Source organism: Photorhabdus temperata (assembly GCF_025384845.1).
GTDB lineage: Bacteria > Pseudomonadota > Gammaproteobacteria > Enterobacterales > Enterobacteriaceae > Photorhabdus > Photorhabdus temperata.
Genome location: NZ_JAJAFX010000065.1, coordinates 1 through 16033, shown reverse-complemented (window position 1 = coordinate 16033; position 16033 = coordinate 1). Strand labels below are relative to the sequence as shown.

Here is a 16033-nt window from a genome sequence, read left to right as displayed (position 1 = left end):
CAAATTTGCCCTCTATGAATACCAACTATTTAACACCCAAGTAATCAAATAGAGAGCATCAAATACCCAGTCTCACAAATTAACTTCTTACTAGCTTTCTTTGTTCGGTATATTGTTAGTAATCTTATATTCTCACTTTAACTATCCTGTCTCATTTAGCCTGGCACTCCCTTCTCTCTGCATATTTCACAACAGCTTTTCTGTATTACCGGTTCAGCACGTTTTATCGCAAAAGATATATGAAATAAACCTATATACATAAGGAGTAAAATTGATTTTATGAACAGCAAAACTCAATACCCATCAACGTTAAGGCAAAATACAAACTATACGTTTTTATTTATCCTTTCAGTCACCGTATTCTTCGTCGGCGCGACCGAATTCATGTTATCGTCTATGCTTACCCCTTTAGCAGTAGCCTTCGGGACGACCACCGTCGGAGCATCCTGGCTAGTGTCTGGTTATGCATTTTCCTATGCTCTGGCAGCCCCGGTACTCGGATATTTCTCAGATCGCGTTAATCGGAGCAGATTGCTTCTAGGTTCCTTATTGTTTTTCGCCGTAGATGGTCTCGCTATCATTCTGGCACCCACTCTTGAAATCGCAATCGCACTGCGGATTTTTGGCGGTATAGCATCAGCGGTCATCATACCAACAGTATTTGCCTTGATCGCCGATATCGTTCCTTATAACCGCCAAGCTGGAGCAATGGGAGTCGTTATGCTTGGCATGACTTTCGGTATTGCATTTGGTCCAGCCTTAGCGGGAATACTGACTGACCTCATTAGTTGGCAAGCACCCTTTTTATTTAGCTCGCTTGGCTGCACCGTCACATTTATCGCAGGGTTTTACTGTCTTCCGACGCAAATGGCGTCAAAAGAGCTGATAAGCCGGCAATTAGTCTGGTTTCGGCAATGGTCAATTATCCGACTACTCATTGCAAAAGGGGCCTGGAATGGTGCCGGTGTCTCTGCTTTTCTTCTGTCGGGAGAAGTTTTACGTCAACGGTACGGATTTGGTCCAACCGAAATCGGCTTGACCGTTATAGCCTTTGGTATCGGTCTGGGGATAGGGAATATCTCAGCTGGTGGGCTTCGCAAGCTTTGTGGTCGAGAAGAAGCGACTTTAGTCGTTGTCAGCCTGCTACTAACTGGTGTGATCTCAGTTTTCATGCTCGTTCCAATTACACTCTTCGGTTCATTGGGATGTTTGATATTTTGGGGAATCGCGCTTGGTGCTGGAGCACCTTCAAGTACAGTGGTTTTGGTGACAAGAGCAAGTGCTAATAAAGGTATGGTTTTGGCCTTTGCAGAAACGTTCAATAATCTGGGCATTTTGAGCTTGGTACCGTTAGCGATGATAGGACTGGCAAAGGGAGGTCCCTCCGCAGCCATGATGGTGTTATCGGTGGGATTGGTTATCGGTCTTACATTGACAATATTAGATTTCTGGCTGACTCGTTCCAAACGTTCAGCAAACTCTTTGATATAAATGCTTTGCCCTCTGGCTTTATTTCCCCACCCAATACATTAGGTGGGGAATATTATTCGTTGTCGCGCTCAGAGGACATCAATTAAATTTTCAGTTACAGCCAAAAGAACCAGGCAAACAACGAAATGATAGCGATACAGGCAATATTCAGAACCATACCGACTCTCACCATTTCAACCTGTTTGATATAACCAGAGCCGAAAACAATGGCGTTAGGCGGTGTTGCCACCGGCAACATAAAGGCACAAGAGGCACCGAAACCGATAATCAGTGTCAGAGTCATCACCGGCATACCCAATGCTTCCGCAACCGTTGCAAATACCGGTACCAGCAGAGCTGCACTTGCTGTATTACTGGTGAATTCAGTCAAGAAAATGATAAACGCCGCCACCGCAACAATAATCACAAACCAGTGGCTTGCGCCGAAAGTAGCAGCCATGCCGTCTGCCATGATCTCGCTGGCGCCTGAATTTTTCAGAATGGCGCTTAACGTCAGGCCACCACCGAACAGCATCAATACGCCCCATTCGGTGTTATTCTGAATCTGGGACCAACTCGCTACACCGGTTATACCAATCAAAATAGCAGCACCAACTGCAATAATGGTATCCAGATCTTTCACACCACCCAAAGCAGAACTAATCACAGAGCTAAAGATCCAGCAGAACACAGCTGACAGAAAAATCAGCATAGCAATCAGACGCTTACCTGTCCAATCCAGTTCTTCCAGCTTCATGTCGAATTTATGATTCAAATTTGGACGCAGCATCAGATACATTAAGCCGATCATCATTGGCATCAGAATAACAACCAGTGGAATACCAAATTTCATCCAATTGAAAAAATCAATACCCAGTTGAGCGGCAGCAATCGCATTTGGTGGGCTACCAACCAGCGTGCCTAAACCACCAATACTTGCACTGTAAGCAACACCCAACAATACAAATACAAAAGTATGACGCTCAGTGCGTACATCCAGATTAGACAAAATACCCAATACCAATGGCAGCATCATCGCGGCGGTCGCCGTGTTGCTGATCCACATAGAAAGACCGGCAGTAACACCAAACAGTAACATCACAGCGACAGAAAAACGTCCACGGGCAATCATCAGCAGGCGATTAGCAATCAGTCGATCCAATCCTTGTATATGCAGTGCCGTTGCCAGTGCAAAACCGCCAAAAAACAGGAAGATGATAGGATTAGCAAAAGATTTCAATGCGTCTCCTGTATTCATCAATCCCATGCCAACCGCCAGAAGTGGAATACATAACGCAGTAACAGTGACGTGAATAGCTTCGGTAAGCCACAGCACGCCAACAAATACCATCAATGCCAAACCCGCATTAGCTTTTTCATCAAACGGCAGGACATTGAGCAGAATAAACAGCAATACAATATCAGCAGCCAGAATGATTAAGCCTTTTTTATTTGAGAAATTTGACTTAATGGCTGGGGTTAAAGATTCAGAAGCATCCATGGTGACTCCATTAGCGCCGGTGATATCTTATCCACCATTGCTACAATTGTTAAAAAAATACAAGGCGTGTGAATATAAGGAGTCTTTTCTGGGAATAAAACGTAGTTCTTTGAATTTTGGGATCTAAGACGTTGGAATTGACCAATTAAATCATAACAGACGGTATTTTATACAATTTTTTGTTGTTACATCACATTATTACATCTTTCTAGGTATAGGAAATCGCTACGTTTTATGTACGTTTTCGAGCATAGAAAACAGGAGAGTTTTACCCCTCCTGTTAATATCAGTAATTTCTAGCCTTGATTACCAATTAAGCCTGACCTTTTACTTCTTTCAAACCATAGAAAGGCGCGCGGTTACCCAAAGCTTCTTCAATACGGATCAGTTGGTTGTATTTAGCAACGCGATCAGAACGGCTCATAGAGCCGGTTTTGATCTGACCTGCTGCTGTACCTACTGCCAAATCAGCAATGGTCGCATCTTCAGTTTCACCGGAACGATGAGAGATTACCGCAGTGTAACCGGCGTCTTTTGCCATTTTGATCGCTGCCAGAGTTTCAGTTAGAGAACCGATCTGGTTGAATTTAATCAGAATGGAGTTAGCGATACCTTTATCAATACCTTCTTTCAGGATTTTAGTATTGGTAACGAACAGGTCGTCACCAACCAACTGAATTTTCTCACCCAACACTTTAGTCTGGTAAGCGAAACCGTCCCAGTCAGATTCATTCAAGCCATCTTCAATAGATATGATTGGGTATTTTCTGGTCAAATCTTCCAGGTAATGAGTGAATTCCTGAGAAGTGAAAGTCTTACCTTCACCTTTCAGTTCATAGTTACCTGTTTCTGAATTGTAGAATTCAGAAGCGGCACAATCCATCGCCAGAGTGACATCTCTGCCCAGAACATAGCCAGCCTGTTCTACCGCTTCTTTGATCGCGGCCAGCGCAGCAGCGTTGGATTCCAGGTTAGGCGCATAACCACCTTCATCACCAACGGCAGTGCTCATCCCTTTCGCTTTCAGGACTTTAGCCAGGTTGTGGAACACTTCAGAACCGATACGAACCGCTTCTTTCAGCGTTTTGGCGCCAATCGGCTGAATCATAAATTCCTGGATATCAACGTTGTTATCCGCGTGTTCGCCACCATTGATGATGTTCATCATCGGCAACGGCATAGAGAATTTACCCGGCGTGCCATTCAGTTCAGCAATGTGCTCGTACAATGGCATACCTTTCGCCGCTGCCGCTGCTTTAGCGTTAGCCAAAGAAACCGCCAGAATCGCGTTAGCACCGAATTTAGATTTATTTTCAGTACCATCCAGGGTGATCATGATTCTGTCGATGTTAGCCTGATCTTTAGCATCCTGACCGATAACTGCCTGGGCAATGGGGCCATTTACTGCATCAACAGCTTTCAATACACCTTTACCCATAAAACGGGATTTGTCGCCGTCACGCAGTTCCAACGCTTCACGGGAGCCGGTAGATGCGCCAGATGGCGCAGCCGCTAAACCAACAAAGCCCCCTTCCAAATGCACTTCTGCTTCTACAGTTGGGTTACCACGGGAGTCAATGATTTCACGACCGATCACTTTAACGATTTTGGACATTAGGTTTTCCTCAGTACAAGTTACATTTCAGGTAAATGACGGAACACCCATCCCGCCACTTACTGCACATCTTATTTGAGCTGGCCTTTCTGGTATTTACCGGCTGCTTTAACAAAACCGGCAAACAGTGGATGGCCATCACGAGGAGTGGAAGTAAATTCTGGGTGGAACTGACAAGCCACGAACCAAGGATGGTCTGGGATCTCAATAATTTCCACTAATTTATTGTCTACTGAACGACCCGCTACCCGCAGACCGGCATCTTCAATACGTTTCAACAACAAATTATTAACTTCATAACGATGCCGATGGCGCTCAACAATTGTATCTGCCCCATACAAGGTACGTACCAGGCTGTCTTTTGTCAGGTGGCATGGCTGCCCACCCACACGCATCGTTCCACCAAGATCACTCTCTTCGCTACGCACTTCTAAATTACCGTCCTCATCACGCCATTCGGTGATCAGGCCGACAACCGGGAACCGGCAATCAGGTTCGAATTCTGTTGAGCTGGCTTTTTCCAAGCCCGCAACATGGCGTGAGAACTCAATCAACGCTACCTGCATACCGAGACAGATCCCCAGATAAGGGATTTTATTTTCACGGGCATAGCGGGCTGTCATGATTTTTCCTTCCACACCACGACCACCGAAACCACCAGGAACCAGAATTGCATCCAACCCCTTCAGTAATTCAACGCCACGGGTTTCAATATCCTGGGAATCAATCAGCTTGATGTTAACCGTCAGACGATTTTTCAATCCACCGTGCTTCAACGCTTCAATCACAGATTTGTACGCATCAGGCAGTTCAATATACTTACCCACCATGCCAATAGTGATTTCACCAGAAGGATTCGCTTCTTCGTAAATGACCTGTTCCCATTCGGACAAATTCGCTTCCGGGCAATCAAGGCTGAATCGTTTACAAATATAATCATCTAAACCCTGAGATTTCAATAGCCCTGGAATTTTATAAATGGAATCAACATCTTTTAGGGAGATAACCGCTTTCTCCGGCACATTACAGAAAAGGGCAATTTTTGCCCGCTCATTAGCAGGAATGACGCGATCTGAACGACAAATCAGAATATCCGGCTGAATACCGATAGAAAGCAGCTCTTTTACTGAATGCTGAGTTGGCTTGGTTTTTACTTCCCCAGCCGCTGCCAGGTAAGGGACAAGCGTCAGGTGCAGATATAACGTGTGCTCACGGCCAACTTCTACTGCCATTTGACGAATCGCTTCAAGGAATGGCAATGATTCGATATCACCGACAGTACCACCGACTTCCACCAGCACCACATCATGACCTTCACCACCGCTGATGATGCGGTCTTTAATTTCATTGGTGATGTGAGGAATAACCTGAACGGTCGCTCCCAGATAGTCGCCACGACGCTCTTTACGCAAAACTTCGGAATAAACCCGGCCAGTGGTGAAATTATTACGGCGAGTCATTTTAGTGCGGATGAAACGCTCATAGTGACCTAAATCGAGATCAGTTTCAGCGCCGTCTTCAGTAACGAAAACTTCCCCATGCTGGATTGGGCTCATCGTCCCCGGATCGACGTTGATGTACGGATCCAGTTTCATAATAGTGACATTGAGTCCACGGGCTTCGAGTATAGCGGCCAAAGAGGCTGCGGCAATGCCTTTACCCAGAGAGGATACGACCCCGCCGGTCACAAAAATATAATTAGTTTTCATGCTGAACCTGAAAGTTTAGGTTTAAAGATGATGGATATAACTAGGACGGGAAAGCAGTATACCCGAACCTTAAATTCGCTACAAATAATCTGCACGCAATAAAAGGTATTTTTTCCCCTTCACCATGCTTTTCGCGGGAAGCCCCTTCCTTTCAGCGAGTCAGTGGGGGTTCTTCCGGGCGGGCAGTTTCTCCGAAGATGCCCGTGGTCGCTGGTATTTCAATATCTGCGTTCAGGTTGAATGTGAAGCAACAAAAGGAACCGGGCTGTTGGTATCGATTTAGGGCTGAAAGAAACCGCCATGCCAACAGAAGGGGCCCCACTGGCAGCAGGCCGGTTCTACCGCGAGCTGAGCGCCTCGTTAGGCAAAGCGCAACGGGCAAACAAAAAATCCCGGGTGAAAGCCATCCACGCCAAAATAAAAAACCGCCGCAAAGATGCAATCCATAAATACACAACAACACTGGTGAACACGCATGCGGCGATATTCGTAGGCAACGTGAGCAGCAGCCAGTTAGCCAAAACCAGAATGGCAAAGAGCGTGTTAGACGCGGGCTGGGCGATGCTCAAAACACAACTGAAATATAAAGCGATTGCGCGGTCAGTGGTGTTTGATGTTGTCAACGAAAGCGACTCCACCCAGACCTGTTCGTGCTGCGGAGCTATCTCCGACAGTAGTCCGAAAGGTAAAGCGGGTTTGCGAATAAGAGAATGGGCATGTGTTGAGTGCGGAGCAACACACAACCGCGACAGAAATGCGGCAATGAACATTCTTGCGGCGGGGCATCGCCGTCTGGTTGCAGGGATCGCCTTCCTTTAGGAAGGGGAAGATGTCAACTGAAGTTGCTGAGAAATTGGCGCGAGAGTTAATAGAAAGGCAACAACTGGACTGTTTTCTTCTCAGATCGCAAAAATCGGACTGAGTTCCCGTCAAGTGATCTACTATTTCGAAATCTTATTTAGTTATTCTTTATAGCCGCAGAATAAAAAATCTCTGCGGCTTTATTCATAAATTAATATGATAGTTTATTGTGTTTAATTCTTATATTGGTATTTTTTTATTTAAATAATTCCAATTAATATTGTTGTTGATGATTTTTTATTAATTGTTAATTGCAGGTCGTTATAATTTTTGTTTTTGGTATTATCATTATCTTTAATGAATTCAGTGCGTTGTTGATTATTAAGTTAAAGTGTTGATTCATTCTCTATTTTTTAATTAATTATTTGAATTTATAATTTCTTGGCAGCTTTATTTTATAAGAAAATATGAAATCTTTAGCTATTTTTATTGATTTACTAATCATTTCAGGAACAACGAATACAGTATTGGCCGCAGTCACTTTTGCCATGTTTTTTTAAACCAGAGAAAGCTGCACGATTTTCATGGCACGGGAATGACATCGAAATTAGTGTGTGTGCGGGTTACTATCTGCGTGATAGAAATGCAAATACCTTTAACTATAAAAAACAGGCTTACGCCGTTGGTTTAGATAAACGTTTTGCAGTCTAATAGCCGGCGTTTGTTCGTTGAAGTGGCATATGATGGCGCACACAGCGACAACCCAGCTTATGAGAATAAAAAACAGACTACTCTGGAAACAGGAGTTCGTCTGTACTTCTAAGTTGAAAGTGATAAGGAGAGCTGAAGTTCTCCTTAAACTAGCCTAAAAAGGGGTGTGAAATGGTTAAGCATGTGTTGAAAGTCTCCACATTAGCCTTATTGGTCGCATTTAATGTCAATGCTGCAACGGTTGACTTGCGGGTAATGGAAACATCTGATGTTCACAGTAATCTGATTGACTTTGATTACTTCAAAGATAAATCCACAGAGCAATTTGGTTTGGTACGTACTGTGAATTTAATTAAAGCGGCCAAAGCAGAAACCTCCAACACTATCCTGGTCGATAACGGTGACCTGATCCAAGGTAGTCCGCTGGCAGATTACATGGCGGCAAAGGGACTTAAAAAAGGGGAATCTCATCCAGCACATCAATTAATGAACACAATGGGTTATACCGTGGGTAACTTTGGTAACCACGAATTTAACTTTGGTTTGGATTATTTGAAAAAAGTCATTGCCGGTGCGAAATTCCCTTATATCAATGCCAACATAATGGATGCTAAAACCGGTAAGAACTATTTCACGCCTTATATTATCGTTGATACACCAGTGAAAGATCGGGAGGGTAAAGATCACACCATTAAAATTGGCTATATCGGTTTTGTACCGCCACAGATTGCTATCTGGGATAAGTCCAATCTGGATGGCAAAGTTGTCGTTAACGATATTACTGAAACTGCGAAAAAATTTGTTCCTCAAATGAAAAAACAGGGCGCAGATTTGATTATCGCTATTCCTCACTCTGGTTTTTCTAAAGAGCCCTATAAGGCAATGGCTGAAAACTCGGTTTATTACCTGAGTGAGGTTGAAGGCATTGATGCGATTATGTTTGGTCATGCGCACGGTGTGTTCCCAAGCGAGGAATTTGCAGACATTAAAGGTGTTGATGTCGCCAGAGGTACGGTTAATGGTATTCCGGCCGTTATGCCCGGTCAGTGGGGCGATCATTTGGGCGTTGTTGATATGGTTATCAACAATGATGGCGGGACCTGGAAGGTAGCGGAAGCAAAAGCGGAAGCACGCCCGATTTATGACAAAGTGGGTAAAAAGGCACTGGTTGAGCGCGATAGCGAGTTAGTGAAAATTATCGAGAAAGCCCATCAGGGAACCCGGGGTTTTGTCGGTAAATTGATTGGTAAAGCTTCCGCCAATATGTACAGCTATCTTGCCCTGATCCAAAGCGACCCGACAGTACAGATCGTGAATGATGCACAGGCAGATTACGCGCGGCATTTTATTCAGGGGGATCCGGATTTAGCGGATATTCCTGTTTTGGCAGCGGCGGCACCTTTCAAAGTCGGTGGTCGTAAGAATGCCCCCGCAGATTTCGTTGAAGTTGAAAAGGGGGATTTGACGTTCCGTAACGCGGCGGATCTCTATCTCTATCCAAACACACTGGCTGTTGTGAAGGTAACCAGTGCTGATGTGATTGAATGGCTGGAGTGTTCTGCCGGCATGTATAACCAGATCGATCCAAATTCAACTCAGCCTCAGTATTTGCTGAACTGGAGTGGTTTTCGTACTTATAACTTCGACACGATTAGTGGCGTAAATTATAAGATTGATCTGACTCAGCCCGCTAAATATGACGTTGATTGTCAGGTCATCAATCAAGGGGCGAACCGTATCAAGGAGGTGACTTATCAGGGTAAGCCTATCGATCCTCAAGCTAAATTTCTAATTGCTACCAATAATTATCGTGCATATGGCGGTAAATTTGCCGGTACAGGCGAAGGTAATATCGCATTCGCATCACCGGATGAGAACCGCGCTATCCTGGCTTCTTACATTGTCAACGTGTCTAAAGAGAGGGGGATGGTCGCGACCAGGGCCGATAATAATTGGTCGATTATGCCAATCAAAACTGACAAGAAACTGGATATTCGTTTCGAAACCTCTCCAAGTGAGAAAGCGACGAAATTCATTAAAGAGTTCTCTCAGTATCCAGTGAAATATCTGGAAAACGATGATATCGGTTTTGCAGTGTATCAAATTGATCTGACTGGAAAAAGATAATTTTAATAGTCGCCTGCCCTTGTTTGGGCAGGTTTTTGTTTGCCATTCAACAGGGAAATATTTTCCCATGAGGAACGATGATGCGCTTTTCTAACTTATTACCAGCAGTATTTGTTTTATTGGTTATCGGCTGTGCGAAGCAACCAGAAGTGATTGATTCTTTTGAACTACAACCGGCAGAAGCTATTTCCTGTATATTGCCCGAGAATCCACCGGCAAATTATGACTACATTGCTAAAAATGACCGTTATGGTCAGAACGCTAAAGCCTCTACAGATTACTTCAAACTGGCGATTAATTATTCTCCGGCATTTTGTAAAAACAAAGAGAATGAGATTAATAAACTGAAAAAAAATAACAAAATTGATAAAGCGCAGAGGGAATATGAAAAATTTACACTGCAATGTTTCTCAGAAAATAAATTTGGCTGGATAGTTCACGGCTTGTGGGCGCAAACCTGTGATGGTAAATCAATGGCGCAGTGCCGTGACTGGTCTGATATCCGTAAACATCCACGTCTGTGTAAGGGGGATTTGCCATCACTGGATTATCAGGTGATTAAACCTTATCTGTGTACTTCTCCAGGTGTAGATCTGCTGCAAGCCGAGTGGGAAAAGCATGGAGTCTGTGCGTTTGAAACCCCAGATCAATTTTTCAGTAAACAGCAAGAGCTGTTCAATGGATTGGTATTGCCAGAGGGCCGCCTGTCTAACGAGCAGTTAATTAAGTTCCTTCAGGAAAATAACCCATTATTAAAAGGTAAAACCATCCAGATCAATCGTGATGAATTTTACATTTGCTACAGCAAAAATTTCGACGTGATTGACTGTCCGAAACGTGAGTTATAATTACCAAAGGATAACATGATGAATTATCAATATAAGTTGCTTGTTATTGCAGTTGGTAGTGCTCTATTGGCCGGGTGTGCTACTCACCCCGGTTATTGATGCCGCGCTCGATAAATGAAGCGACAATTGCGTTTCATCTATTGAAAAATTTTTACACAACTAGCGCCATAAATATGACTGTAGGAGAGTGGATTACTGAGAACAATCTCGGAGTACATCTCTCAGAAATTTGGCCAAACCGATATTTTGACGAGAATGGACAACCTATTGAACGAGCTATCCGAAATAATTCTTCCAGGTGACTAATTCTCAATTAAATGGTCTAAGTTCGGTATAATATCGAACCTAGTACTACAGCCGTAGAAACCAGAAATTTGCACTTTTTGTGATGCTCATGATTCTGAGAAATCGCATGAATTAAGCTCTTCTGTCAGTGGCTTTTCTGTTGAAAACAGGAAGTACGGCTGTAGTACTAAGGATTGTACAGTTGGTATTTGGTAGAGAGTTTTTTTGCTGAGCTGAAAATAGCCGTGCATGTTGGTCTGTTAATTTAATAAGTTGAAAAGGAATTATGAGAAAGTGTCGTTTCCAAGGTATGGGCTGTCCTATGGCTATCTATGTGAAACATCAACAGCCCCTAAGCTTTTAAGGAAGGTAATGTTTATGAAACATTTGAACAGGTATGAAATGTTATTCCGAGAGTTCGTTTCTAAAGAAATGAATACGGACCCTGCACATGACATCAGCCATATTATAAGGGTTGTGCAAACGTCAAAAAGGCTATGCCTACAAGAGAAAGCAGACAGTGAAGTAGTCATACCCGCAGCTTACTTGCATGATTGTTATACTCTCCCTAAAAATCACCTAGATAGAAGGAAAAGTTCACAAATTGCCGCTGATATGGCTATTACGTTTCTGGAAAAGATAGCTTACCCTCAGAAATACCTTTCGAGCATCCATCATGCGATTGTGGCCCATAGCTTCAGTGCAGATATAGTACCGACAACTTTAGAAGCGAAGATTGTTCGGGATGCTGACCGTCTAGATGCACTTGGTGCGATCGGTATCGCTCGGTGCATTCAGGTGGGTATGACATTCAACAGTCAACTGTATTCCGAAATTGATCCATTTTGTGTTGATAGGGTACCAGATGACAAAATGTACATCGTGGATCATTTTTATACCAAACTTTTTCGGCTCCCTGAAACAATGCTAACTACAGCAGGCAAAAATGAAGCTAGCAAGCGGGTGTCGTATATGAGTGGGTATTTAGCTCAGTTGAATAGTGAGATTAAATAAGCGATTTGAAAGCCAATATTATTTGAGCTAACCCCACTTACTGCACTGCGTGAAATTTTGCGATTCTAGGCAATAGTAGAACCGTTATTATCCAGATACAAACCAAGAAAACAGATTTTGTCAGATCTGTACCTACAACTTTATATCTGCCGATTCTCACCTACTGAACGTAATCAATCAGCGTATAATTCCGATACGCTGTTTGTTGCTTGTCGCCGTGTATGAGCAAAAATGGGCAATGCGGCGTGGGCGATTAACACCGCAATACCCCAAATTCAAGTTAGTAAATAGAGTTGTACCTTTTTTGCAATTCAGAAGCGAATATTTGACATAATTTTATGTCTTTTAAGTATATTTATTAACAAACTATACCTCCAATATACAATCGATGATAGACTTGTTTCTTTTATGAACGACATTTTCATCTTGGTTGTATATGTAGTCTTGAGAAGAAATATCAACATTTGGTATTCTTTTTGATAGCTCAAAAAGTTCTGAGTCATTATATAGGTCAGCTGTATTTTTTAGTGCAAAATAGACGGAGTTAGAAACATCAAGCTCAAGTATTTGGCTAATTAACTCTTTCCATCTATCATGAGTGACGAATATATAATAGCTTTCTCTAACATCACAAAACTTGATGAGATTGATATTCTGCTTGAATTTTTCCCATGCGGAGTTTGAAGCTTCCTTATATAAATGACAGCAAATGTGTATAAAGAGATCAATGTAGCCTAAACTCTTATAATTTACATAATAAGCAGAGTTTGCCATAAGAAGACTTGAAACATCTTTTGACTGGGTGAAAGATATGCCAAATGTGAAGTCAACACTTACTACATCAACTATGTGTTCTTTAATAGGTTTATGAAAAGGTGGAAGGTTAAACATTTTTAACTTCCAAATTGCATTTTCATTGAAAGGTAACGGTTGTACCTTCAGGTTTCTCTTATCAAAATTACCTTGGGTAAAACCGAGTTGATGCATAATCTCAGGCAATTGCTTTATGTCTGATTTGTTTACAAATAGATCGATATCATTCATCATCCTGCTACCGATGTCTTTATAAATGGTAGGAATTAAGACCGCCCCCTTTAAAGGTCTGACATCTATTTGATTTTCTTCAAATGAATCTATGATCTTATCTAACTCACTTATAAGAATAATATTTCGCTTTTTGTTACAGTAATAAAAATATCGTAGTGTATAATACACTCTACAAGGTACTTCATTTTGAATATTCCCTGAGACAATGTTGTTGTACACTAAACCTGCAACCTTATTTTTGAAACAGATGGCTAGAAACAAATCCCAATTAAAGCTAGGATGATTAATATTCTTGATTATTCTATTTTTAACACTTTCAAATCCAGTAACTCTTGAAAAATCAACTAACGCTTTAAGAAAATAATCATTATCACGCATAACCAAACCCTTTACTTGTTGTTGAATGATTGCTTTTATTAATTCTTAATAAAAGATTTAAAATAGTTTCAATACTTGAAAAGTCACGGATATTTATATCTTCATCCATTATGTTGATAGATAGATCATCTTCTAAGAACACTATCAAATTAACAATATCAAAAGAGTCAAACCCCAAGTCGAAAAGATTACTTCCGTCAACTATAGAGTCTAGTATTGGATTATAGAACCGATCATGCTGGGCTATAAACTTCTTGAACGAGTACACTAACCTTTCTCTTGGGTTTTGGTTTTTATTAATTAAACTCATGATAATCAACCTTTCCATTAGAGTTTCTAGGGATAGAATTTATTTTTTTGACCATTTTAATTGTAAGGTCATTAAGTAGTTCACAATGTGCGGTGACTAAAGATTTTCCTTGTATTTCCTTATAGTAAATAGACACACCTGTACATATTTTTTTGTTTGTGTCAAAGTATGGTTTAATAAAAATATTTGAATTTCTATTAAGATCTCGTAAGTCTCTTTCAATGCTCTCTAATTCTATTCTTTTCCCAAGAATTTTGACTTGACGGTCAGTTCTACCTTTGAACTCGAGGTTTCCATTACAATCAACGGATACCAGATCACCAGTTTTATAATAGATGCTACTACCACTTTTTATGAAACACTCTTTATCAGAAGAAATATATCCTGAAAAAACTTGAGGTCCACCTATAGTTAATTCATATAGATTAGAGTTAAGCTTGTTCAAGTGTTCTGTTGTATCTCCTATTGGTCTTCCTATCTTTACATATCCAGAACCACTTCCATTTAATTCACTTTGAGTTAATTGATGTATATAGCAAGCTATTGTTGCTTCAGTTGGCCCATAAAGATTAAATATTTCTTTAGAATTAGTTAATTCAGACCATGTTTTGCAGTCTTCAAGTAAAAGAGGTTCGCCACAAAATAAAGATATTCTGATATTATTAAGATGAGTTAGCTCTTTGCACGTTAATTTAATTAGAGGTATTAAAGAAGGAACAGAAAACCAGCATGTTACACGATTTTCTTTTATCTTTTTAAGAATTGAAAAGGGTTGATTCACGTTAATCGGAGTGAGTGGGCATGAATAGTACCATGCAAGTAATAAATCATGGAAGAATAAATCGAAATTAGGTTCAAATATATTTGTTAAGCAATCTTTATAAGGATTAAATTGTATTATTTTTGATATTCCTTTGATATATGAGCAGAGAGAATTATGAGAAATAGGAACACCTTTTGGTAAGCCAGTGGTGCCTGATGTATATAATATATAAGCGATATTATCTTTTTCTAATGTATTTGCAGACTCTCTTGGGTAAAAGTTGATAAAAATTGAGCTAAAAATATTTATCTCATTTTCTAAGTGTTGACACTCATCAGAAATAAATACACCTGTTCCAGAAGATTTTAATATAGAGTGGATTCTGTCTTTACTCCATGATTTATTAATAGGAACAACAATCTTATTAAGTTTCCAACTCATTGCTAAGCAGGCATAAAAATCAACACTTTTATTCATTGAAATAGCTATAACTTTACATGAAATAATGTTTTTGAATGAATTAACTAATTCTTCAACGCGGTTTAAAAAATGTCTATATGTTATGCCATATGGGTAATCTCTTAAAAATTCACTACATGGATGTTTGGAAGAAGCTGCGTATAAATAGTCAACTACATTCGTATTCTTTTTAAAGAGTGTCATAGGTAATACTCATAAATTTAGCCAAGGACCGGTGCAATATCTTTTATCTTCGTTAAGGTTGTCAATCTTTATAATATCTTTTTCATATATTATTATCATTGATGAAGAAAGATTTTTTTTTAAATGTTCAATATTTTCAGATTTAGGATAGCACTTAATTCCTTTGCTACTAATCCAGCTTAGAATTAATTCAGACGGAGTAATTGAGTATCGATTAGATATTTCTATAATCTTTTCATTCTGTAACAAAGCTCCTCTGCCAAATGGCCGGTGAGCTGTGATGTCTATATTTTTTTTAGCACATAAAGAACGGAGCTCAATTTGTGTGAGTAAGGGGTGAAATTCCACTTGATTGGTTTTCGGTCTAAATCCATTATTTAAACAATCTAAAATATATTTTGAATTAAAGTTACTCACACCCCATGATTTGATACTACCTTCATCAACTAAATTCTCTAAAATTTTATAACAGGATTCCATACAAACGTTATCATCATAATAATGAAGTAAAAACGAATCAATTTGATTGACACCTAGTGCTTTAAGTGTCTCATCAATACAAAAATCATCACTAATTAATTTGAAAGGCTCAATTTTTGATGTTATGTGGATTGATTCGCCACTGGAATTTCTAATAGCATGACCTAAATATTCACTATTTTTATATGCATCAGCAGTATCGAAATATTTATATCCTAATGAAATAGCAAATTCAACCAATTCCTGTAATAAAGGTCCATTTAATTTCCATGTTCCAAATCCAATATTTTTCATTTTCTAGATGATCCATG

The 16033-nt window shown here is 40.6% G+C and carries 13 protein-coding genes; 6 read left to right on the top strand and 7 right to left on the bottom strand.

Translation table 11 applies throughout. The features are described from left to right. Positions 1–279: 279 nt before the first annotated feature. On the top strand, positions 280–1491 hold the full coding sequence (locus LGZ99_RS19740) for an MFS transporter (protein ID WP_051769293.1): 1212 nt from the start codon (positions 280–282) through the stop codon (positions 1489–1491). A 94-nt stretch (positions 1492–1585) separates the two neighbouring features. Here LGZ99_RS19740 and LGZ99_RS19735 read toward each other — a convergent pair whose 3' ends face one another. From LGZ99_RS19735 to pyrG, 3 genes are all read right to left on the bottom strand, one after another. Next, positions 1586–2971 (bottom strand): DASS family sodium-coupled anion symporter, encoded by a 1386-nt coding sequence (locus tag LGZ99_RS19735; RefSeq protein ID WP_036837913.1) that lies wholly within the window; start codon positions 2969–2971, stop codon positions 1586–1588. A 313-nt stretch (positions 2972–3284) separates the two neighbouring features. Then, positions 3285–4586, bottom strand: coding sequence for a phosphopyruvate hydratase (gene eno, locus LGZ99_RS19730; protein WP_036837911.1), 1302 nt, complete (start codon positions 4584–4586; stop codon positions 3285–3287). 71 nt (positions 4587–4657) lie between these two features. Next, positions 4658–6295, bottom strand: a complete 1638-nt coding sequence (gene pyrG, locus LGZ99_RS19725; protein WP_021323106.1) for a glutamine hydrolyzing CTP synthase — start codon at positions 6293–6295, stop codon at positions 4658–4660. A 300-nt stretch (positions 6296–6595) separates the two neighbouring features. On the opposite strand from pyrG, the gene LGZ99_RS19720 reads away from it, so the two are divergent. The 5 genes from LGZ99_RS19720 (at position 6596) to LGZ99_RS19700 (ending at position 12081) form a co-directional block, all read left to right on the top strand. After that, on the top strand, positions 6596–7114 hold the full coding sequence (locus tag LGZ99_RS19720) for an RNA-guided endonuclease InsQ/TnpB family protein (RefSeq protein WP_262979484.1): 519 nt from the start codon (positions 6596–6598) through the stop codon (positions 7112–7114). An 864-nt stretch (positions 7115–7978) separates the two neighbouring features. Further along, entirely contained in the window at positions 7979–9934 is a 1956-nt protein-coding gene (locus LGZ99_RS19715) for a bifunctional 2',3'-cyclic-nucleotide 2'-phosphodiesterase/3'-nucleotidase (protein WP_262979483.1), read from the top strand. A gap of 77 nt (positions 9935–10011) precedes the next feature. Further along, positions 10012–10782 carry a ribonuclease T2 family protein gene (locus tag LGZ99_RS19710; RefSeq protein WP_235184702.1) on the top strand — a complete coding sequence of 257 codons (771 nt, stop codon included), beginning with the start codon at positions 10012–10014 and terminating at the stop codon, positions 10780–10782. A 98-nt stretch (positions 10783–10880) separates the two neighbouring features. Further along, entirely contained in the window at positions 10881–11084 is a 204-nt protein-coding gene (locus LGZ99_RS24910; protein ID WP_081858286.1) for a helix-turn-helix domain-containing protein, read from the top strand. 361 nt (positions 11085–11445) lie between these two features. Then, complete coding sequence (locus LGZ99_RS19700) at positions 11446–12081, top strand: HD domain-containing protein (RefSeq protein ID WP_036837937.1); 636 nt, start codon at positions 11446–11448, stop codon at positions 12079–12081. 366 nt (positions 12082–12447) lie between these two features. Here the strand turns inward: LGZ99_RS19700 and LGZ99_RS19695 are convergent, their stop codons facing one another. The 4 genes from LGZ99_RS19695 to LGZ99_RS19680 are packed head-to-tail and all read right to left on the bottom strand — an operon-like array spanning position 12448 to position 16016. Then, positions 12448–13506 carry a nucleotidyltransferase domain-containing protein gene (locus LGZ99_RS19695; protein ID WP_036837906.1) on the bottom strand — a complete coding sequence of 353 codons (1059 nt, stop codon included), beginning with the start codon at positions 13504–13506 and terminating at the stop codon, positions 12448–12450. After that, entirely contained in the window at positions 13499–13816 is a 318-nt protein-coding gene (locus LGZ99_RS19690) for a phosphopantetheine-binding protein (RefSeq protein WP_036837903.1), read from the bottom strand. The genes LGZ99_RS19695 and LGZ99_RS19690 overlap by 8 nt, the downstream gene beginning before the upstream one ends. After that, the gene (locus LGZ99_RS19685; protein WP_036837901.1) at positions 13803–15242 is read right to left on the bottom strand and encodes an AMP-binding protein; all 1440 of its coding nucleotides are present in this window, start codon (positions 15240–15242) and stop codon (positions 13803–13805) included. Before LGZ99_RS19685 ends, LGZ99_RS19690 begins: the two co-directional genes overlap by 14 nt. A gap of 9 nt (positions 15243–15251) precedes the next feature. Beyond that, a complete protein-coding gene (locus LGZ99_RS19680; protein WP_262979482.1) occupies positions 15252–16016 on the bottom strand; it encodes an aldo/keto reductase family protein in 765 nt (254 codons plus the stop codon). Between the last annotated feature and the right edge of the window lie 17 nt (positions 16017–16033).